The sequence below is a fragment of the Acinetobacter sp. ANC 4862 genome, from assembly GCF_004336635.1.
In the GTDB taxonomy this organism is placed as follows: Bacteria; Pseudomonadota; Gammaproteobacteria; order Pseudomonadales; family Moraxellaceae; genus Acinetobacter.
Genome location: NZ_SJXH01000035.1, coordinates 1 through 21,079 on the forward strand (window position 1 = coordinate 1; position 21,079 = coordinate 21,079).

The 21,079-nt window shown below is 41.9% G+C and carries 15 protein-coding genes, 8 tRNA genes and 1 pseudogene; 9 read left to right on the forward strand and 15 right to left on the reverse strand.

Annotated features, from left to right (window positions below; all coding sequences use genetic code 11):
• On the forward strand, window positions 1-210 hold a 210-nt coding region (locus tag E0409_RS13330; RefSeq protein WP_165541342.1), incomplete at its 5' end, for a transposase.
• Between the two features lie 11 nt (window positions 211-221).
• Window positions 222-683: pseudogene (locus E0409_RS13335) on the forward strand (nitroreductase); the annotation flags it as partial.
• 106 nt (window positions 684-789) lie between these two features.
• Here the strand turns inward: E0409_RS13335 and E0409_RS13340 are convergent.
• Window positions 790-2,007 (reverse strand): multidrug effflux MFS transporter, encoded by a 1,218-nt coding sequence (locus E0409_RS13340; RefSeq protein WP_131291583.1) that lies wholly within the window; start codon window positions 2,005-2,007, stop codon window positions 790-792.
• A 136-nt stretch (window positions 2,008-2,143) separates the two neighbouring features.
• Between E0409_RS13340 and yccS the strand changes: the two genes are divergently transcribed.
• The 4 genes from yccS (at window position 2,144) to E0409_RS13360 (ending at window position 8,687) form a co-directional block, all read left to right on the forward strand.
• A complete protein-coding gene (yccS, locus tag E0409_RS13345; RefSeq protein ID WP_131291585.1) occupies window positions 2,144-4,318 on the forward strand; it encodes a YccS family putative transporter in 2,175 nt (724 codons plus the stop codon).
• 84 nt (window positions 4,319-4,402) lie between these two features.
• Window positions 4,403-4,963 (forward strand): YcxB family protein, encoded by a 561-nt coding sequence (locus E0409_RS13350; protein ID WP_131291587.1) that lies wholly within the window; start codon window positions 4,403-4,405, stop codon window positions 4,961-4,963.
• A gap of 175 nt (window positions 4,964-5,138) precedes the next feature.
• Entirely contained in the window at window positions 5,139-7,802 is a 2,664-nt protein-coding gene (locus E0409_RS13355; RefSeq protein ID WP_131291589.1) for a PepSY domain-containing protein, read from the forward strand.
• A gap of 102 nt (window positions 7,803-7,904) precedes the next feature.
• Window positions 7,905-8,687 carry a YdcF family protein gene (locus E0409_RS13360; RefSeq protein ID WP_131291591.1) on the forward strand — a complete coding sequence of 261 codons (783 nt, stop codon included), beginning with the start codon at window positions 7,905-7,907 and terminating at the stop codon, window positions 8,685-8,687.
• Between the two features lie 37 nt (window positions 8,688-8,724).
• Here E0409_RS13360 and E0409_RS13365 read toward each other — a convergent pair whose 3' ends face one another.
• The 11 genes from E0409_RS13365 to E0409_RS13415 form a co-directional block, all read right to left on the reverse strand.
• Window positions 8,725-9,186 carry a DUF2750 domain-containing protein gene (locus E0409_RS13365; RefSeq protein WP_131291593.1) on the reverse strand — a complete coding sequence of 154 codons (462 nt, stop codon included), beginning with the start codon at window positions 9,184-9,186 and terminating at the stop codon, window positions 8,725-8,727.
• A gap of 74 nt (window positions 9,187-9,260) precedes the next feature.
• Window positions 9,261-9,336 (reverse strand) — tRNA-Val (locus tag E0409_RS13370).
• A gap of 91 nt (window positions 9,337-9,427) precedes the next feature.
• Window positions 9,428-9,504: transfer RNA gene (locus E0409_RS13375), tRNA-Asp, on the reverse strand.
• Window positions 9,505-9,541: 37 nt separating this feature from the next.
• Window positions 9,542-9,617, reverse strand: a tRNA-Val gene (locus tag E0409_RS13380).
• A gap of 31 nt (window positions 9,618-9,648) precedes the next feature.
• Window positions 9,649-9,725: transfer RNA gene (locus E0409_RS13385), tRNA-Asp, on the reverse strand.
• 13 nt (window positions 9,726-9,738) lie between these two features.
• Window positions 9,739-9,814, reverse strand: a tRNA-Val gene (locus E0409_RS13390).
• A gap of 21 nt (window positions 9,815-9,835) precedes the next feature.
• Window positions 9,836-9,912: transfer RNA gene (locus E0409_RS13395), tRNA-Asp, on the reverse strand.
• A 51-nt stretch (window positions 9,913-9,963) separates the two neighbouring features.
• Window positions 9,964-10,040 (reverse strand) — tRNA-Asp (locus E0409_RS13400).
• A 25-nt stretch (window positions 10,041-10,065) separates the two neighbouring features.
• Window positions 10,066-10,141, reverse strand: a tRNA-Val gene (locus E0409_RS13405).
• 288 nt (window positions 10,142-10,429) lie between these two features.
• On the reverse strand, window positions 10,430-10,960 hold the full coding sequence (gene elsL / locus E0409_RS13410) for a cell wall-recycling L,D-carboxypeptidase ElsL (RefSeq protein ID WP_131291595.1): 531 nt from the start codon (window positions 10,958-10,960) through the stop codon (window positions 10,430-10,432).
• Between the two features lie 17 nt (window positions 10,961-10,977).
• Window positions 10,978-11,352, reverse strand: a complete 375-nt coding sequence (locus E0409_RS13415; protein ID WP_131291597.1) for a YbaN family protein — start codon at window positions 11,350-11,352, stop codon at window positions 10,978-10,980.
• Window positions 11,353-11,447: 95 nt separating this feature from the next.
• On the opposite strand from E0409_RS13415, the gene E0409_RS13420 reads away from it, so the two are divergent.
• The 3 genes from E0409_RS13420 (at window position 11,448) to dapE (ending at window position 13,859) form a co-directional block, all read left to right on the forward strand.
• Window positions 11,448-12,317, forward strand: a complete 870-nt coding sequence (locus E0409_RS13420) for a DUF1853 family protein (protein WP_131291598.1) — start codon at window positions 11,448-11,450, stop codon at window positions 12,315-12,317.
• 126 nt (window positions 12,318-12,443) lie between these two features.
• Window positions 12,444-12,593 (forward strand): entericidin A/B family lipoprotein, encoded by a 150-nt coding sequence (locus E0409_RS13425; RefSeq protein ID WP_131291600.1) that lies wholly within the window; start codon window positions 12,444-12,446, stop codon window positions 12,591-12,593.
• A 129-nt stretch (window positions 12,594-12,722) separates the two neighbouring features.
• Window positions 12,723-13,859: a succinyl-diaminopimelate desuccinylase gene (gene dapE / locus E0409_RS13430; RefSeq protein ID WP_131291602.1), complete on the forward strand. Its 1,137-nt coding sequence runs from the start codon at window positions 12,723-12,725 to the stop codon at window positions 13,857-13,859.
• Between the two features lie 73 nt (window positions 13,860-13,932).
• On the opposite strand, the gene E0409_RS13435 is transcribed toward dapE, so the two are convergent.
• The 3 genes from E0409_RS13435 to E0409_RS13445 form a co-directional block, all read right to left on the reverse strand.
• Complete coding sequence (locus E0409_RS13435) at window positions 13,933-14,391, reverse strand: hypothetical protein (protein WP_131291604.1); 459 nt, start codon at window positions 14,389-14,391, stop codon at window positions 13,933-13,935.
• A 4-nt stretch (window positions 14,392-14,395) separates the two neighbouring features.
• Window positions 14,396-18,799 (reverse strand): hybrid sensor histidine kinase/response regulator, encoded by a 4,404-nt coding sequence (locus tag E0409_RS13440; protein ID WP_131291606.1) that lies wholly within the window; start codon window positions 18,797-18,799, stop codon window positions 14,396-14,398.
• Between the two features lie 173 nt (window positions 18,800-18,972).
• Window positions 18,973-21,045: a methyl-accepting chemotaxis protein gene (locus tag E0409_RS13445; protein WP_131291608.1), complete on the reverse strand. Its 2,073-nt coding sequence runs from the start codon at window positions 21,043-21,045 to the stop codon at window positions 18,973-18,975.
• Window positions 21,046-21,079: the final 34 nt, after the last annotated feature.

The following is a 21,079-nucleotide window of genomic DNA, read 5'->3' on the forward strand; positions in this document are numbered from 1 at the left end:
AAGATCAATGGTCAGATCGTGATGCCGTCCAAAAGTAACGCGATTGATCAGCGTGATTATGACCAACATCTTTATAAGGCAAGACATCTGATCGAGAACTTCTTCGCCAAGCTCAAGCAGTATCGAGGTATTGCTACGCGCTATGATAAATTGGCTCAAAACTTCCTGTCAGCGATCTACCTTGCCTCAATCATGATATGGCTCAATTGATGACACGCCCTAGCCAATATCAAGAAACATTTGCCTATTATCCTGAAACCTGGATTTCCCCTTTTATTGAGCGTCGCCGTGAAAATGGCTGGGGTTTATACGGATTGTTAAATATCCAGAAAGGCGAAAAAGAAAAAATAGCGCGCCAACAACTGCGTAATTTCCAGTTATTTGATGCACCTGTTGCTCTATATTTCACCGTGAATAAGGTCATGGGCATTGGCGCCAAAATGGATATTTCCATGATGATTCAAAATGTCATGATCGCGGCTAAAGCGCGTAGTCTGGATACCTGCCCTCAAGCAGCCTGGAATCATTTCCACCCGATCGTGCTGGATGTACTCAATGCTCCTGAAGATGAAGAACTGGTTTGTACAGTTGCGCTCGGTTATGCCGATCCGGACGATATCATAAATACCTTTATCACCCCCCGTATAGCTGTTGAAGAATTTACCGTGTTTTTAGATAAATAAGTTGGACGAATAAACTGGATCAATGAATTAATTCACTTCATCTCAAACAAAAAAAGACCTGCATTCAGGTCTTTTTTTAATTCGATTTTTGCTTTTCTTTCCAATATTAAGTGTTTGATCGCTCATGATGTATAGGCATGTTTAATTGCATGATGGCCAGAAAAGCCACGACTACAAACATAAGCATCACCAAGCCCATGTTTACGAGGGCATTCCAAATCAGGAAATTCAAGATCACACCACCGAGTAAGCCACAAGCAAACTGCATGCTGCCCATAATCGCACTGGCTGTTCCTGCGCGCGAACCTTGTTCCGACATCGCCAAGGCCATGGCATTTGGCCCGGTAAAGCCAATACCGGACACCGCCAAAAACATGCCTGAGAGTACAATCCACAGCGGGATCTGTCCCATTAAACCGGCAACCAATAAAATAGATGAGCCTATCAGCTGAAGCACAGTGCCTATTTTCAAACGGCTGAGTACTGAAAATTGATGCGCGAGTCGTTTATTTACAGTCGATAACAACACAATACCAAAAGCATTAATAGCAAAGGCATAAGCAAATTGTTGTTGGTCTAAACCATAGTCATCCATTAATACCGAAGCTGAGGAACTGATATAGCAAAACAACACTCCGCCCGAAAAACAGCCGGCTAGCATCGGCCATCTAAAACTGCGGTCAGTAAAAATGGCAGCATATAAATTGCCTATCTGGTTGAGATTCAATTTTAAACGGCGTTCAGGGGTTAGACTTTCCTTAAAGAAGAAGTGTACGCACAGCAAGCAGATCACACCTATCAGCGTTAAAAACACAAACACGGCATGCCACGAAAAGAACTTTAATACCATTGCCCCCAAACTTGGCGCAATAATCGGTGCAATCCCCATCACAATCATCATACTGGCAAAGGCCTGCGCCGAAGCTTGCATGTCTAAACGGTCACGGATGGTCGCCCGAGCAATGACGACCCCGACACAGCCGCCAACAGCCTGTAAAATACGTGCCGCAATTAAGCTCCATTCATTGGTCGCAAAAACGCATAGCATGCTTGCAACGATATAAAGCACCAAACCAAAATAAAGTGGCTTTTTACGGCCAATTCGATCGCTCAAAGGCCCATAAATCAACTGTCCCAATGCCAAACCTAAAAAATAGGCAGGTAAAGTATTGGCGACCATTTGTGTGCTTACCCCAAAGTCATTGGCCATTTGTGGCAATGCCGGCAAGTACATATCGATGGAAAGTGGACCCAATGAGGTCAGTAACGCCAACAGTATAATCCATGCCGTAGAATATTGTTGTGTAGGCTGTTGTTCAGACATATTGATATTTAATTTTTAAATGGCTACCTTGAAGACAAGCTTACACTGTACATAGTATTATTTCTCAGAATTGAGAGTGAAAAATCACATAATTCAACTCCACAATGCACAGATCACCTTGCGGTAGGAATAAACTTTGAAATCTTGGCTGACGCGGCTTAAACAAGCGACGTATAACACCACCTTTATGTATAACCTGCGCATGATTATTGCATTTGCAGGTACGGCTTTTGTTCCATATTTTATGGGATATCAAATTGCCACTATTCCGCTAACACTGGGTGTAGTCGCCGCAGGTTTAAGTGATATTGATGACCGTTTCTCGGTTCGGATCATGAACCTGATTTATACCTATATCGGTTTCTTTATTACTGCCAGCTCTGTTTATTTCTTGTTTCCTTACCCAGTTTTATTTGCCTTAGGCTTGATTGTCTCCTGTATTGGCTGGATTCTGCTGGGGTCACTAGGACGCCGTTATGCCACTATTTCCTATGGCTGTCTGGTGATTTCCGTTTACTCGATGTTGGGTGTTGATTTATTCGACAACTGGTATACCCAAGCCTTGCTGTTGGTTGCGGGCGCTGCATGGTATGGCCTGATTTCAACGATCAGCTTTTTATTGTTCCCTGTTCGCCAAGTGCAAGATAAATTGTCGCAGTGTTATTCATCACTCGGCGATTTTCTGTTTGCTAAATCAAACCTGTTTGATGTCGATATGACGCCGAGCAGCTATCAACAAAGTATGATTGAGCTGTCTTTGGAAAATGGAAAACTGGTCGGCATTTTCAATGAAATGAAAACTGCACTTCTCACCCGTTTAAAGGGTGACCGTGGGCAAAAAGATACCCGTCGCAGCTTACAGTATTATTTTGTCGCGCAAGATATTCATGAACGCGCCGATTCAGCGCACATCGACTATCAAAAACTGGTTAAAATTTTTGAACATAGTGATATTTTATTTCGCTTCCAACGGGTTTTATCTCTTCAGGCAAAAGCCTGTAAAGATCTAAGTTACAGCATTTTACACCGTGAAACCTATCAGCATAACCAGCGCTTTAAGCATGCTTTTGCCAATTTAAAACTCTCTTTAGAGAAATTACGCGCTGAACAACAATATGACCCCGTCTGGGTCAATGCCCTGTTTTCCCTGTATCAAAATTTAAAGTCGATTGATGCGCAACTACGCAATGTAGAAACAGAACGTCATATCAAGTTTGATAAAGCCAAACATATTGAAAACCAGCTTAAAGATGATGACTTAAAAGGCTGGAATGATGTGGTGATCCGCATCAAACAGCATTTAACCCCGGAATCTGTACTGTTTAGACATGCAATTCGTGTTTCTATGGTCTTGCTGATTGGTTATATTTTTGTGCAAGTGACCAATATTGAATATGGCTACTGGATTTTACTGACGGCTCTTTTTGTCAGCCAGCCGAATTTTAATGCCACCAAACGCCGTTTACGCCTGCGTATTGTCGGCACTTTAGTCGGTATTATTCTGGGTTATGCCGTTTTGTACTTTATCCCGTCGATTGAAGGACAATTATTATTACTGGTGTTCAGTGGTGTGCTGTTCTTTGAATTGCGCAGTAAACAATATGCGCAAGCCACCGCATTTATTACCATTCTTGCGCTGATTAACTTTAATCTGGATGGAATGGGCTTTGAAGCAGCATTACCTCGCATGATTGATACCTTAATTGGCTGTGCTTTGGCCTGGTTTGGGGTCAGTTTTATTTTCCCGGACTGGAAGTTCCGTCGCCTGTCGCGCACCATCAAGCGCTCTCTCACGGCACAATGTGACTATTTGGCCGAAGTGATTGAACAATATAAACAAGGTCGTAATAACGGTTTGAAATATCGTGTGGTCCGTCGTGCCGCACATAATAATGATGCTGAAGTTGCCTCCCTGATTTCAACCTTAGCCACTGAGCCTGATTTCGATCCGACCCAAAAAACTTTAGCTTTCGAATTCTTGTGTTTGAATCACACCCTGCTCAGCTATATTGCCGCACTTGGGGCACATCGTGAAAAAATCCAAGATCAAGAAGTGTTAAAGCTTTTAGACTTGGCTTTAGAGGATATTCAGGGTTCTTTATTAAAAGATGAAGTTTCCGATCTGACCGCACAAAATATGCTGAACACGATTCGTCAACGCTTAACCCACAATAATGAAGATGATCAGAAATCGCTGATTGTTTTACAGCAACTCTCTTTGATGTTAAGCATTCTGAATCAACTCAGTCGTTTAAAGCAAAGTTTGAGCCATGACCGTGATGAAAAAGCCACCGAATTAGGCTCATTATAATTCGCATGATTTTGGAACAATATACTCACTGAATGGGTATAAATAATGCTAAACTTTTTACAGTTCTAAATTTGTTAATTCACTATGACCACGAAAAATTTATACGCTTATACCCTACAGCCTGTGAACTATGAAATTTCAGAGGCTGAACAACGTCAAGCTCAACTTGCAATTTGGCGTAGCACCAATAAAATCGGCACGAAAACATGGATAATTATGGCTGTCGTGGCTGCTCTATCTATTGTTGGTATTATCTTATTAAAGAACTATTCGACTATTTTTTGTTGGGTCGCATTGGTCTGCGTCGTGGCATACTTCTTAATCCGTAAATTCGGTTTGGAATGGTACGTTAAACGTAAAATGAATGAATTCCCGGTGCAGGAAATCAAAGGCATTCGTTTAGGCGTACAACCACATGGCATTATCATGCGTCAAAAAATGGGTGCGCAAGAAGGTGTGGGTGCAATCGGCTGGAAAGATATTTATGAATGGTATAACACACCTGACTTTATGTTGATTAATTTCAAGGTTAAAGGTCAGCAAGGTGCTTATATTCTGCCAAAACGTATGGATTCAAAGAATTTTTCATTCAACACCATTCGTAAGCATTTAACTGAAACAGTGGGCGAAGCTAAACAGGTTTAATCCCTGCTGTAATCAAAAATATTTGCATAAAAACCTCCAAACTCTTGGGGGTTTTTTAATAAAACAATCATAAATGATAATGAGAATGAATATTACCTGCAAAATCCATATGATTTGCCAAAAATTCAGTTATAATTTGCGCTAATACCATTCACCCCCACATCTTTTTTCAGCTATGTTAAAAAAAATCTTTTTTCAGATCCATTGGTTCCTCGGGATTAGCGCTGGGTTAATCCTCTCGATTATGGGGGTTACCGGTGCCATTTATTCATATGAACAACCGATTCAAAAATGGCTGAATCCAGATAGTTATACCGTACAAGCTGAAAATCGTGACAAGTTAACACCTGCAGAACTGTATCAGCACTTTAATAAAGCTGCTCCAGAGATGAAAATTAACAGCATCACTGTTGCCAAAGACCCTACTGCCTCTTCTAGTCTAAATATTATCAAAGAAGGTGCACGTAAGGGCTATAACATGATGATTAACCCCTACACTGCCGAAGTTTTGCCAGAAATCAAAGGGCGAGAGTTTTTTAAGTTTATCGAGCAGTTGCATCGCAATTTAACCATCGGACCAGTCGGCAAGCAGATCACCGGGGCTTGTACCCTGATGCTGATCTTTTTTGTGTTAAGTGGTTTATACCTGCGCTGGCCTAAAAAGCATTCTTTTAAACAATGGTTCATGCTTAAGCCACAACTGAAAGGTCGTAATTTCTTATGGGACTTACATGCGGTTGTGGGTACTTGGGTGGTTATTTTCTTCCTGATTATCGCGTGTACCGGCTTAACCTGGTCTTATGGCTGGTGGCGTAGCGGCCTGTATAATGTAATGGGCGTCGAACAACAAAAAGAATCAAAAGGTGAAGCTCCACAGCGTGTTGCTGGAGAAGGTCACGGTGAACGTGGCGGAAATGCCCCAAGCGGTGAAGGACGTGGTGGCGCTGAACAGGTACAATCAAGTAACAAAGATCGAGAAGGTTCTAAACAAGGTTCTCGTGGTGAAGGTGGTGACAAGCCGGGTCTAAGCGCTGAGCAAATCAATCTTGCCCTAAGCCAAACCTGGACTGGATTTAATGCACAAGTCGGTCGTGATTATTCAAGCCTGACCATTAATTTACCGAAAAAAGCCAATGGCGAAGTTGAACTGAGTTTTGTTGATGCTGTTCCACAACATGAACGTGCACGGAATAAAGCCACATTTGACTATAAAACTTCATCCATTAAAGACATGGAAATTTATGAAGATAAAAAGTTAAATGAAAAAATTATGAGTAGTATGTTGCCGGTTCACCGCGGTAGCTTCTTTGGTCCAGTATACCAATTCCTGGCCATGTTAGCCGCTCTGTCTATGCCATTGTTCTTTGTCACAGGCTGGATGCTGTATCTTAAACGTCGTAAACAAAAGAAACTGACTCAAGCTGCGCGCAATGGCTTAACCGCTGTCAATATTGATCCAAATACCAAACCTTGGCTGATTGCTTATGCCACTCAAACCGGCACTTCTGAGCAACTGGCTTGGCGTACAGCAACCAGCTTGCAAGAGGCGCATCAACCTGTAACCGTGAAATCCGTACAACATTTAAATCCAGATGATTTAAAAAATGCTGAACAAGTCTTATTTGTGGCAAGTACTTATGGTACCGGCGAAGCCCCGGATTTAGCTTCAAGTTTTGCCAAAAAAATACTTTCATCAAAAGTTGATTTAAGCCATCTGCACTATGCTGTCTTAGCTTTGGGTTCGAGTGAATATTCAGATACCTTCTGTAGTTTTGGTCATGAAATTGATGCCTGGTTAAAGCAAAATGGCGCGCAGCAATTATTTGCCACTATTGAGGTGGATAATGCCAATAATCAGCAGATTCAGGCATGGAACAGCGCTTTAGCCAAAGTGACTAAACTAGACTTACAAGCCATGAATATCGAAAAAACATTCGATACCTGGACCCTCACAAAACGTGATCTACTCAATCCAAATAGCTTAGGTGCGCCTGCCTTTAATATCGAATTAAAACCAAGCCATGAAGTGATTTGGCAAGCCGGCGATATTGCAGAGATTCAACCGGGCAATAGTGCTGAACATATTGCAGTCTTTATGCAAAAGCATCAAATCCAGCCGCATACGCAAGTAGATTCATTACAAATTAGCATTGAGCATGCTTTGTGTGGTAAAGATTTAACAGTTGAGGTTGAACCTTTTGCCAATATGGATCATTTACTGGAACAACTTCCTACGTTGCCTTCGCGTGAATATTCAATTGCCAGTATTCCATCGCAACAAGTGTTGCGCTTGGTGGTTCGTCAACAGTCAGCTGCACAAGGTCAATTGGGTCTGGGTTCAGGTTGGCTGACTCAACATGCAGCATTAAATAGCCAGATTGCACTGCGTATTCGCACCAATGAATCTTTCCATCTGATTCATGATAATCGCCCAATCATTTGTATTGGTAACGGTACAGGTCTTGCCGGATTAATGAGCTTGCTACATGCGCGTACCCGTCAGAACTATACACAAAACTGGCTCATCTTTGGTGAACGTCAACGTGAACATGACTTCTTCTATCAAAGCACGATTGAAGCTTGGCAAACTACAGGTATGCTACAGCACCTTGATTTAGCCTTCTCCCGTGATCAAGAAGAAAAAGTCTATGTGCACCATAAACTACGTGAACAAGCCCAAGAACTTAAAGTCTGGGTCGATCATGGCGCTGTGATTTATGTTTGCGGTAGCATCAATGGTATGGCCAGTGATGTTGATCAAGCACTGATTGATATTCTAGGTGAGGCAACCATCGATCAGCTTCGTCAAGAAGGTCGTTACCGTCGTGACGTTTACTAAATATTAAAGCCAATAAAAAACCGAGCCTTAATGCTCGGTTTTTTTATACTTAAAACATACAAATTGTTTAAACTAACAGCAACATTCACCCAGAGCCATCTTATGTCGGACCATCTAAAACGTAGCTTCAGTTTTATCCTAGGCAGTTTATTAGCACTCGATGGCTTATGGTTACTTTCACTCGATAAAATCCATTTAGGTATTATTCTTCCGGTGATTATCGGTATCGGCTTAATCCTGTATGCCCTATGTTTTAAGTGGATTCAAAGATTTATCCAAGCCAGCAAATTACGACTGACTTTGTGGCGTTGTGCTTGGGCAGCATTCTTTCTATGGCTCAGCACATTGCTTATTTTTTTCGCTTATCTGCAATATACGATTCAGCAGAACACCACACCCCAACCGGCAGCCGCAATTATTGTACTGGGCAGTGGCATAGAAAATGGTCAGCCCTCTCCAACTTTAAAACAGCGTTTAGATGTCGGGGCAGCCTATGCCACGCAATATCCGGAAGCTATCCTGATCATGACTGGAGGTTTAGGTTTTAAAGAGCAAATGACTGAAGCAGAGGTGATGTCAACCTATCTGCAAAAACAACATCAAATAGACCAATCACGGATTTTATTAGAAGATCAAAGCACCAGTACTGAAGAAAATCTACTCAATGTCCAATCCCTGCTCAAAGAACATCAGATTAGCCTGAACCAGCCTATTGTTATTGCCACCAGTGATTTTCATATTTTGCGCGCCAAAGCCATAGCCAAACATCAAGGCTACCCGCAGATCCTCACTATAAGCGCACCAACACCCTTGTATATTCGCTACAACTCTTGGTTGAGAGAATACTTTGCCTTTATTAGTGGATGGCTACTTAATGAATATTAAACCGGTAAACAACCTTAAAAATAATGGATAAGAAGCATTAATTCAAACGAATACTACGCGGTATAGGCAATTTGGTGTCTTTAAATAACTCAGGTTTTTGCAAATAAATCTGATACAGATAATTTTTGATGTCTAATAATAATTTTTCAGGGGCAACCAGGACATTCTGTCCTTCAGGCGTTAAATCCATCGACACACAGGTATTTTCTTGACGTAAAAAAGGAATGACTTTTTCAACAAAATCTTTGAGTGAAATATCCTGAATTTGATAATGTTCCCAATTATCTTTAATCAGCAACTTTGCCAGGCTTTTATGTTGCCAAACTGCTAAAGCGCGCTGACCTGTAGGAGTCGCACATAAAGCCCAACCGTCATCATATAAAGCGCTAACAGAGCCTTGAGCAACAATTGTTTCAATGAATTGTTTATAAATATCTTGAGCATTATAGGTGGTGTTTAAATTTTTGGACGCAGCTTTGCGTTGATATGGATTTCTCATAGTTTTTCAATATTTAAAATTATTATAGTCTTGAGATTCTATGAAAAAAACAGGATTGGAGCAAGGAGAATATATGGTGGGCGCTGACGGGATCGAACCGCCGACATTCTGCTTGTAAGGCAGACGCTCTACCAACTGAGCTAAGCGCCCTTGAGGAATAAAAATAGCATGGCTATTTTTATGACGCAAGAAAGAAATCTTGCTGGATGTAACCATGATCTAGAACAAGGAATCTAGAAAATGGCGCAGCGGACGGGACTCGAACCCGCGACCCTCGGCGTGACAGGCCGATATTCTAACCAACTGAACTACCGCTGCACGGCAAACTTATAAATAAGTTTCATATCGGAAGATATGGTGGGCGCTGACGGGATCGAACCGCCGACATTCTGCTTGTAAGGCAGACGCTCTACCAACTGAGCTAAGCGCCCTTAAAGGGTGTTACATTTTCGATTTTAGGGATGGCGCAGCGGACGGGACTCGAACCCGCGACCCTCGGCGTGACAGGCCGATATTCTAACCAACTGAACTACCGCTGCATCACAAAAAATCTGGTGGGCGCTGACGGGATCGAACCGCCGACATTCTGCTTGTAAGGCAGACGCTCTACCAACTGAGCTAAGCGCCCTCAAAAGGTCTATCATGTAAATGGCGCAGCGGACGGGACTCGAACCCGCGACCCTCGGCGTGACAGGCCGATATTCTAACCAACTGAACTACCGCTGCATCCACACAATGTCTCTATTGTGGTACAAACAACTTGTTATCTGAATTAAGTGGCGCAGCGGACGGGACTCGAACCCGCGACCCTCGGCGTGACAGGCCGATATTCTAACCAACTGAACTACCGCTGCACTTAAAACATTTAACGTAAAGGCTTGGTGGGCGCTGACGGGATCGAACCGCCGACATTCTGCTTGTAAGGCAGACGCTCTACCAACTGAGCTAAGCGCCCTTTACGACTTCATCGTTTGTGTGGTGCATTATAGAGAATCTATGCAGCCTGTCAAACGCTTTTCTGCCTGTTTTTGGTTTTTTACGTTTGAGTGATTAAAAAATAGGTTAATCGCTATAAAAACAAACAATTTCTGTAATTTATTTAGAATTTTATGCAAAAAACCACAAATTCATACTGTAGTTTTGACTCAAAAATTTCATGTTTTTTGAACAATGGGGAAATAATGCTATTTTTTAGCCAACATCGATAGCGGAGTTTTCACTTTTCATCTCTTGAGATGTTGCTTTAGATGTTTGTGCTTGTTTTACAGTCAATTAAATTCAAACTGTGTTCAGAAATATACACCAATGCTTGTTCAGGAATAAGGTTGAACAATTCAACCACATCATCATTACGCATACGGATACAGCCATGTGACATTGGGATGCCCATCGGTTCGGTATCGGGTGTGCCATGAATATAGATATAACGTTTAAATGTGTCGCAGCCCTCACCCTGATTAAAGTTCTCTTCCAAACCGCTTAACCAGAGAATACGGGATAGAATCCAATCACGTTCAGGAAACTGTGCCGCTAATGCTTCATCATAGACTTCGCCAGTTTCCTGTCTTGCTTTGAAAACTGCATTTTTAGCTGCACCGTGACCAAACTTGAGTGCGACCTTGTGCCAACCTCTAGGGGTCTTGCCTGAATTTTCCTGCTCCCCGATCCCATTCTTACCTGAAGAAATCACATAAAACTTATTATGCTTTGGCAAAGTTAAACTTTGTTCAGCCAAATCAATCCAGACATCTGCTTGTTCTAAGGTATATGACATGATGGATATCACTCTGTTTATTTGATCTGTTCAGTCGACGGTTCAGGACGTAGCCACAGCCAAATTGAAACTGTGAGCATGGTTAAGTCAGTAAATACCTTGACCAATAACGGCGCATGGGTAAACAGCATAATCATGGCGCTGATCAGCATCATGATACTGGCGCACCATTTGGCTTTACGCGGTACAGTGCCGTTTTCACGCCATGATCGCAAGGTCGCACCATATTTAGGATGATTGAGTAACCATGCATCCATTTGCGGCCAGCCTTGAGAGGCGGACCAGGCGGCTAAAATAAGAAAGACTGTTGTTGGCATACCCGGTATAAGTGCACCGATAAAGCCCAGGATGACAAAAATCATCACCAAACTTCGCCAAAACAACATCTTCATAGCACTGCCCTACACGACTAATTGCGGTAGTATAAAGCGTTTTTACCTATTATCAGTTGTAATTCTGCACTTTTAATTTTGCGCTGGGTGTTTCTATGTTTGCTTTAAATCAAGCCTCTGATCTGGATGAACCTTGGCTTCAATTTAAAAATTTACTGGTTCGACAACTGGCATTTTGTGTATCCAGTCCGAATATTTTAGCGACGATTCCACCAGAACTGCTACTCAAGCATTCTTTTCAATTACATTCCAATGCAACATGGGCAAGGCATTTTCAGAATTATCGCTCACGACTGCTTTATTTAGATCAACATCCTCAAGAATTAGAAGTCTTTTTACAACAGCTTAAAAGTACCCGTTTAGGTCTACGCTTTGAAATGTTTATCTGGTTTTGGCTGCTCGATCAAGCCTATCATTCTTATCAATTACTCGGTCATAGCATTCAAAAGATAGCGGGACCCAAGACCTTAGGTGAACTCGATTTTCTATTACTCAATACTGAAACCAATCAGATTGAACACTGGGAGGTCGCTTTAAAATATTATTTGGCTGAACGGGATTTCTCTTTAGCGTATTGGTATGGCTTAAACCGTAGCGACACCTTAATTCGAAAATTAAATCACTTTAGCCAAAAACAATTTCAATTTGAGGAAGCACTTGATCATCAAATTGATCAGCGTTTTGCCATATTAAAAGGTCAACTCTATCTTCCTGTTGAACATACCCAGCAAGTTATTCCGACTTGGGTGAATCTCAAGCGACGTTTAGGCTATTGGGGAAGCCATGTCCCTCCTCAAAATGCACATTTTTATCGTTTACAACGACAAGAATGGATTTGCCCGCAACTGCAGATCAGTAGTGATACGGCACAGTGGTGGAGCAATGGTTTATATCTGCAAAAAGATAAGTCCAATTTCTATATGTTCAAACATGCATCACTGCTTTCTCAAAGAGTGAATGGTTAACTTTATGAGAAATGTCTACTTTTATAACAATTGATTACTTTTCTACCATCAAAAACTCATATTTTTTACGTTGGGTATTAATTAACCTAAATCCACATCAAAATAATGAAATACTTGGAGATGATGATGAAAAAAATTCTGGCTGCTTCGCTTATTCTGGCGTTTGTTTTAACCGGTTGTAATACATTTAAAGGCATGGGTAAAGATGTATCCAAAGCCGGAGATGCCGTAACCAATACTGCTGAAAAAACTTCTGAAGAAATCCGCAAAAACTAGTTTGTCTTTAGCGCACACAGAACCCTGTCCAAGATAGGGTTTTTTTATGGCAATTTTATCGCAGTCGTTCACATTCAAGGGCATATTCGCCTATTATAGCTAACAAATTTATCGACTGATGAAAATCGCATGACATCTTCCGCTACCCTTGATTTAAGCCTGCAACTGTTACGTCAGCCTTCTGTAACACCGATCGATCATAGCTGCCAAAACATTATGGCGGAACGTTTAGAAAAAATTGGCTTCAACATTGAACCGATGCGTTTCGAAGATGTCGATAATTTATGGGCACGTAAAGGAACTGAAGCGCCAGTTTTATGTTTTGCAGGTCATACCGATGTGGTTCCAACAGGCAGTTTAGACGACTGGAACTCCGACCCGTTTGTACCCGAAATTCGTGATGGCAAGCTCTACGGTCGTGGTAGTGCAGACATGAAAACTGCACTTGCAGCCATGGTCGTTGCCTCTGAACGCTTCGTCGCTAAACATCCCAATCATAAAGGCTCGATTGCGTTCCTGATTACCTCTGACGAAGAAGGTCCATCAATTAACGGCACGGTAAAAGTCGTCGAAGCTTTAGAAGCACGCAATGAGAAAATGACCTGGTGTCTGGTGGGTGAGCCATCAAGCACCAATCAACTTGGTGACATTGTTAAAAATGGTCGTCGTGGTTCGTTAAATGCCAATTTAACCGTTAAAGGCAAACAGGGGCATGTAGCCTATCCTCACCTTGCGATTAACCCGATTCATACTGCTTCTAAAGCCTTAGCTGAACTGTGTGATACCGTTTGGGACAATGGTAACGAATATTTCCCTGCCACCTCTTTCCAAATTTCAAATATCAATGCTGGTACTGGTGCAACCAACGTTGTTCCGGGCACCATGAATTTATTGTTTAATTTCCGTTATTCAACTGAAGTCACGGCTGAAGAACTCAAAGCACGTACCTTGGAAATTCTGGATCGTCACAATGTTGACTATGATATTGACTGGACGCTTTCAGGTTTACCGTTCCTTACTCCAGTCGGTGAACTGGTTAATGCGGCTAAAAATGCGATTCGCAATGTCACCGGGATTGAAACTGAACTTTCGACCAGTGGTGGTACTTCCGATGGTCGCTTTATTGCTCCTACCGGCGCACAAGTACTTGAGCTGGGCGTTTTAAATGCCAGCATTCATCAAATTGACGAACATGTAAATGTGGCCGATTTGGAACCGCTTGCTGAAATTTACGAACAGATTTTAGAAGGCTTGTTGGCTAACTAGAACTCCGTCAAACAAAAAAAGGAACTTATTTAAGTTCCTTTTTTTGTGACTCATATTTGAGCTATCGCTAAAATTACAATCCTAAAGAGGATTGAATTTGCGCCAGATTAGGGATATGAAAAACTTGATCGGCCATACGTACGTATTGGAATACCGCCGGATCATTTAAAGCCTGTTCTTCATCGACCACTTCAGAAATACGTAGACGAATGGTTTTTGGCATTTTATTGCACATCAGGGCAAAACGTTGACTCACGTCATCGCCTTCAATGACCAGAGCCACCCCTGTTTTCTGTTCTGGATTATTCACCGCATAGACAGGTAGCTTGAGTTCATGCCATTCCACAAATGGAACTTGCGTGGCACTATCCAGTGCGGACAAAACGATATTTTGTGGTAACAACATCGCCTCTTTACCATGACAATCGATAATATACGCATCGATAAATCCAGTCGATACGGTAATAAGGTGATGCAACTCTTGTTGTGTCATTTGATTCACAGCAGAGTTTGAAACAGGATTTTGGCTCATTTATTTACCCCTGACTGGTCTCTAACAAGTTTTCAACATTGCTCACCAATTCTGCTTCCTGGAATGGTTTACCCATATAATGACTTACACCCAAGCTGAAGGCACGTTCACGGTGCTTCTCACCTGTTCTTGAAGTAATCATGATAATTGGTAAATCTCGATGCACTTCATGGTGACGAACAAGATTCGTCACTTCAAAGCCATCCATACGTGGCATTTCAATATCCAGCAACATCAAGTCCGGTTTGACATTTTCAAGTTGTTCCATCGCATCGACACCATCTTTGGCCGTCACAATGTCATAACCATGACGTTCAAGTAAACGTGACGTCACCTTACGTACAGTCACAGAGTCATCCACAATCATAATTAAACGACGTGCATTATGATGACGCGACAGATCACGCTGATCTAATGCATGTTTAAGACGCTGTGTAGTCTGAATTTGTCGAGCAATATTTTGACCATCTAGAATCAAACAAACTTGACCGTCACCTAAAATGGTTGCCCCGGCAACAACCCCCACACTAGAGAATTGCTGACCAATCGGTTTCACCACAATTTGTGCACGCGAACCAATCAACTGGTCAACCAATAATGCGATGGTTTGACCGCTATTGCCTTTAATGAGCAACACCGGTAAAGAATGCGCAATGCTACTTAAACGCGGTAATGGCTGGTTTGAAACAAACTCGGATAAATAACGCAGTTTATAATTGGTATTGTCAATTTTAAAGAAGTCCTCTTTACTATTGAAATACTCGTCCAAGGTAGAAGGTGCAATTCGGACAATACGTTCAATTTGAGCCAGTGAAATCGCAAATTGCTGATCGCCCGCTTTCACCATCAAGGCATCACTTACCGCTACTGTAGTTGGTACACGAATGGTAAATGTTGTTCCTTTGCCCAACTCTGAGTCTACAGAGACATGCCCACCAAGTGCTTTAATTTCACTTTGAACCACGTCCAGACCTACGCCACGACCAGAAATTTGGGTAATTTCTTTCGCAGTACTGAATCCGGGATGGAAAATCAGTTGCAGGATTTCTTGTTTATCGAGTAATTGATCAGCCTTGATTAAACCTAAGTTTAAAGCCTTCTCTTTAATCTTCGACTCATCAATCCCTTTACCATCGTCACTAAACGAGACCAGTACATCGGTACCTTGGCGGCTGATATTTAAGACAATTCGCCCAACTTCAGGCTTCTGTACTTCTTGTCGTACGTGAGTGTCTTCCAGACCATGGTCAATCGCGTTACGCAGCATATGCTCAAATGGTGTCACCAAACGCTCAAGAATGGTACGGTCCAATTCACCTTCAGTGTTTTGAACAATCAACTCTGCTGGACGGTTCAATGTGGACGACGTTTGACGCACGATACGTTGTAAACGTGGCAATAGGCGATCAAATGGTACCAGACGCGTACGCATCAGGCTTTCTTGAATCTCGGCTTGAATACGTGATTGTTGTAACAGTAGACCTTCTGTATCACGAATTTTATCGGCCAACGTTGTTTTAAAGTCAACCAAGTCGGATGCAGATTCCGCCAATGATTTTGACAACTGGTTTAAAGATGAATATTGGTCCATCTCTAATGGGTCAAAATCGGCATAGCGTGAATTTTCTGAACCATGTTTTGCAATAATGTGTGACTCTAACTCACCTTCCATTCGACGTAATTGGTCAGCTAAACGCTTCATCGCCAATTCCATCTCGTTCAAGGTATTGCTGAGTTGACCCAAGTCCATTTCGATACGCGAACGGTTAATTGAATTTTCACCAGACAAATCGATCATCTTCTCTACCAAGTCGGCAGAAATACGGATCATTTCATTGCTGTTGTCTTGTTGCGAACTTAAGTCCCACTCACCCAGCATTGCAGGTGGTTCAGCACCATCACCTTGAACAAATTCAAAGGTTTTCGGTGTAGTTAACAGATCAGATTGCGTCACACGATTTGGCAATTGTACGGTTACATCAACAAATCCAATCGACTCTAAACTTAATTTCAGACTATCAAAATTACTGTAATCACGTTCAAAGATGGCCTGTTTTAACCATGCAAACGTGGTTTGTAATAATAAGTCGTAAGCATTTGAATTAAAGTGATGAACCGCGAACTGCTCGAAGGTGGTTTCCAATTGATACGAAATGGCAGCTACCGGTTCATTTTCAACCATACGCGCGCCACCTTTCAGACTGTGGGCAGCACGTTGTAATTGAAGCAGTAAGCTACGATCGCTTCGTTGATCAAACCACTGTTTTAATAAATCATCAGTAGATTCTAGAATTTCTTCCGCTTCTTCCAGGAATGTTTCTTCTGCAATTAAGCGAATACTATCCTCAGGATCTTCAACAGTTTCAACATTTTGAGAAACAACATCTTGTTCTGTTTCAAATTCTGAAGCGAATGTCTCAGCTACGGGTTCTGCTAATTCATTGACCTCGATTTCAACAGCAACATTTTCTACTGCAACACTCTCTACTGCAACCGTTTCAGGCACGGCAGTGCTCGCAAACGTGCCTTGCGCAATCTCTTGGATATTACGCAAAATTTCAATCGATTGAGCACCAGAGTAGTCAATATGATCTTCACGAATGGTTTGAATTCGATCTGACACGTCATCCTGGACTAAACGGATAATACTAATCAGTTGTGGCGTAACCGTAATTTGTTGACGAATCACGCGCTCATAAATTGACTCTAATTCATGTGAAATCAAGCCGATATGAGTCGCTTGAATCATATTTGCACCCCCTTTCAAGGTATGCAAATAACGCATTAAATTATTCAATGCAGTGGTATGGGCTGGATCTTTGCTCCAAGTATTTAAATCCTGGTCAATACCACCCAACAACTCCTCTGCTTCTTCCAGGAAAATATCCAGTAAATCCGCATCGAAATCACTGTTTGCATCCGCTGCATGCATTTGAGCACGATCAGAACGCATTCTTTGTGAAATCTGTGCCAGATCAACCGTCGTAGATGCTGTATCTGTTATTGTGGCAAGCAGCTCTTCAACGATAGATTTACTATTTTCAAACTGTTCAAGGTCTTGCTGAACAAAGGCAGAAAGATCACTCAATATTTTCTGAACTTCATCGGTTAATATGACACGTTGCCCTGCGGCCAAGGTATCAAACAAATGAATAAATTCTTGGTGTGCTTGTCCAAACAACTCATATGCATAGTCAATATTGAGCAACTCTGGCTTTAATACCAACGCTTCATAACTTGACTTTAATTCATTGGTAAATTGGTGAATACCCACCGCAGCACGATTATCAGTATGATCCAATAACTGTTGAGCTTGATCGCTTAAGGCCTGAATATATTCTGGATATTCAACTTTGGCACGTTTTTCAAATTCGAATTCAGCATCAAGTAACAAATCAATATTCAAGGCGATCAGCTTGGAAACCAGACCTTGAGGATTCACATCTTCATCTAGTTCAGCTGAAGTGAAGCCATAGTTGTTCCATGCAGTATTAAAGGTTTCATAAATCGCATCAAGTTTCTGCATTTCACCTTGTCTAAGGGTATGCAAATAATCACGCACAAATTCGGCATACTGAATCAGCAAAGCCGTTTGCTTCGAAGTCGAAACAATCTCTTCTTGCAACAAGGTTTTAAATAAATTCTCAGCCTTGGTACTGGCTTCAAAAATCTGCTCGATTTGAGCCATTGATGAACTGCCGCGCAAGGTATGTAAAGCACGAATGAGAGCATTATAATCTTGTTTATTTTCATGCTCATTCTGCAAGAACTGATCAATCGTTGCTAAATGCTCTTCAGCTTCTTCAATGAAGATGGCAACCGTTTCTTCGATATCATTATTTGTTTCTGTTGCAGTGTCTCGTTGAGTTGCTGCTTCATCATTCAACTCTAAACCAGTAACACCATCTTCAGCAGTCAAGCTGGTAGAAAGCGCCAGTAATTCTTCCAGAGCAGGTTCTAAACTTAATCTTTGCTGTATTTGCTGACCCAGTAAAACCAATGGACGCAAATCAATATCAGCCAGCTGAACAGTTTTAAAAATTGGATATAATTTATATTGATAAATTTTAAATACGGTTTGAGCGAAGCGTTGAACCGTTGTATCTAAGGGCACGGCGCCTGAAATGACACGATTTAAAGTGTCTTCCACTGCCCAAGCCACTTCACCGGCAGATTTAGCCCCTACCATGCGTCCAGAGCCTTTAAGCGTATGGAAATGACGGCGAATGGTGGTCAAAATTTCTTGATCATTGGGATTTTCAAACCAAGTCGGAAATAAAGTACTTAATTCAACGAAGATTTCCTCGATTTCTTCTACAAAAATTTCGAGAATTTCTGCATCTTGATCAAGATAACTATCTTCAGGAAGCGTAGTCGTTTCAACTAAATTTTTTAATATTTCTTTCATAGCTTAGGCTTCTTACGTTTATCTGCCACCAAGAAGGGCGCTCAAACTTAATTGTCACCATCACGCGAGACCTAACTTCGAGGTTAAGTTCATCTTGTCGATGCTTTATCTGTGATTTATTGATGCGCCATACCCGAGAGTAAGGCGCATCACCCCAAAGCTTTCGTATTACCTTAGTCAGGTAATTTAAAGTCAGTTACAGATTCACGTAACGATTCGGCCATATTTGCCAATTCAGATACTGAACGTGCGGTATCAAACGTTGCCGTTGTGGTTTGTGAGGTAATTTCCTGTACAACATTCATCGTGGTTGCAATATGACCTGCAGAAGCAGACTGTAGTTTTGCAGCATCCGAAATGTTGGCAATCAATTTCGCCAGGTTGCTTGATACGGTTTGAATTTCATCCAGTGCCACACCGGCATCTTTAGACAAGTTCGCACCACGTACAACCTCGGAAGTGGTTTGTTCCATCGAGATTACGGCTTCGTTGGTATCCGTCTGAATGGTTTTTACCAAGCCTTCAATCTGTTTGGTTGCAGATGCTGAACGTTCTGCAAGACGCTGTACCTCATCGGCTACCACGGCGAAACCACGACCTGCTTCACCTGCCATCGACGCCTGAATTGCAGCGTTTAATGCCAAGATGTTGGTTTGGTCGGCAATATCGTTAATCAAGGCAACGATGTTACCAATTTCCTGAGAAGACTCACCCAAACGTTTAATACGTTTCGAGGTTTCCTGAATCTGTTCACGAATCGTGTCCATCCCTTCAATTGAACGGTGTACGACATCTGCACCATTGGCAGCGATTTTTACGGAACGTTCCGCAACCACAGCTGATTCTTCAGCATTTGAAGATACTTGGTCAATCGACATGGCCATTTCATTAATCGCGGCAGATGCACCGGCAATTTCTTGCGCCTGGTGTTCTGATGCTTCAGCCAGCTGGTTAGTAATGCCCTGCGTGTTCGCCGTATATTGTGCAACTTCGTGAGAAGTTTCGGTAATACGCGATACAAGGTCACGTAACTGGTCAATTGCGAAGTTAATCGAGTCGGCAATCGCACCGGTAAAGTCTTCCGATACCGTTGCATATGAACGTAAGTCACCGTCTGCCAAGTCAGCGATCTCGTCCAGTAAACGTAAAATCGCATTCTGGTTACGGTCATACTCTTCTTGCAGGTTAGCCACACGCTGTTTATCTGTTTGACCACGTAATGTAAGCAATTTAAATACACAGATCAAAAAGCCAACTAAACACAAGATTAAAAATAGTGCAGGAATAGCAATCGACAAACTTGAACCGACAGATAACTTATTCAGGTTGGCCAACAATTCATCTGCTTGGGCAAAAATTGAAGATGAGGCTTGACGTACTTTTACAATTTGCGTCGAGTTTTTAAGAATCGTCGCAGATGCTGATTTTAATACATCATCATATTCAGATTTAATCCCTGCGAGTGACTCACGCAAAGCTGGATCAGCAATACGCTCCACACCAAGTTCAGCACTACCATTCAACTGTGCTTCAAGATAAGAACCGAATGTTTCGGTATCGGCACTAAAGTCGTCTGCTGACTCACGCGAGTTATCACTACCGGTTAATACCGAACTGATTGAACGAAGAATACGTTCTGCAATGAATACCTGGTTTTTCGCAATCACTACCTGGTTACTTGGCATGTCTTGACGTGCCATTTGGTCAACCATCAAGTTATATTCAGCCTGAATCCCCGGAATCGTTTCACCAATGGCAATATTGGTATCATAAAGCTGGTTAATCATTTTTTGTTGAGAAGAAATTAAATCAATCCCTTCAGATACTGTTTTCCACTGCTTTTCAACTTCACCCAACGCTAGAGTCTGCGGATGAATATCCTTTACTGTTTCAAGGTTTTCCGTGAAACTTTTTTGAGACTCAATTAACTGATCAATCGATTCTTTAGTACCCGATGCCGTCGCTTCAGTTGCCTGACGAGAAATCGTCTGCGACAAAAGACGTAAATCACCGACACTACGTGTTAATTCATTGTTACGCGGCACACTATAGAATAAGTACAGCAATAGGAATAGTGCGACGACCAGACAGAATGCTGCGCCCAAAATTAAGGGTTTGGACTTCTCACTGTCACCAAATACACGTGATAATTGATCAGTTTGTGATTGAATCTTTGACAATAAAGCATTACCAACCTTACGGTTGCTGCCTTCACTTGTATTTTTCTTTTTAAGTTTAAAGCCCATCCAGCTTCTCCCCGACTTTCGCCAGCATTCTTCA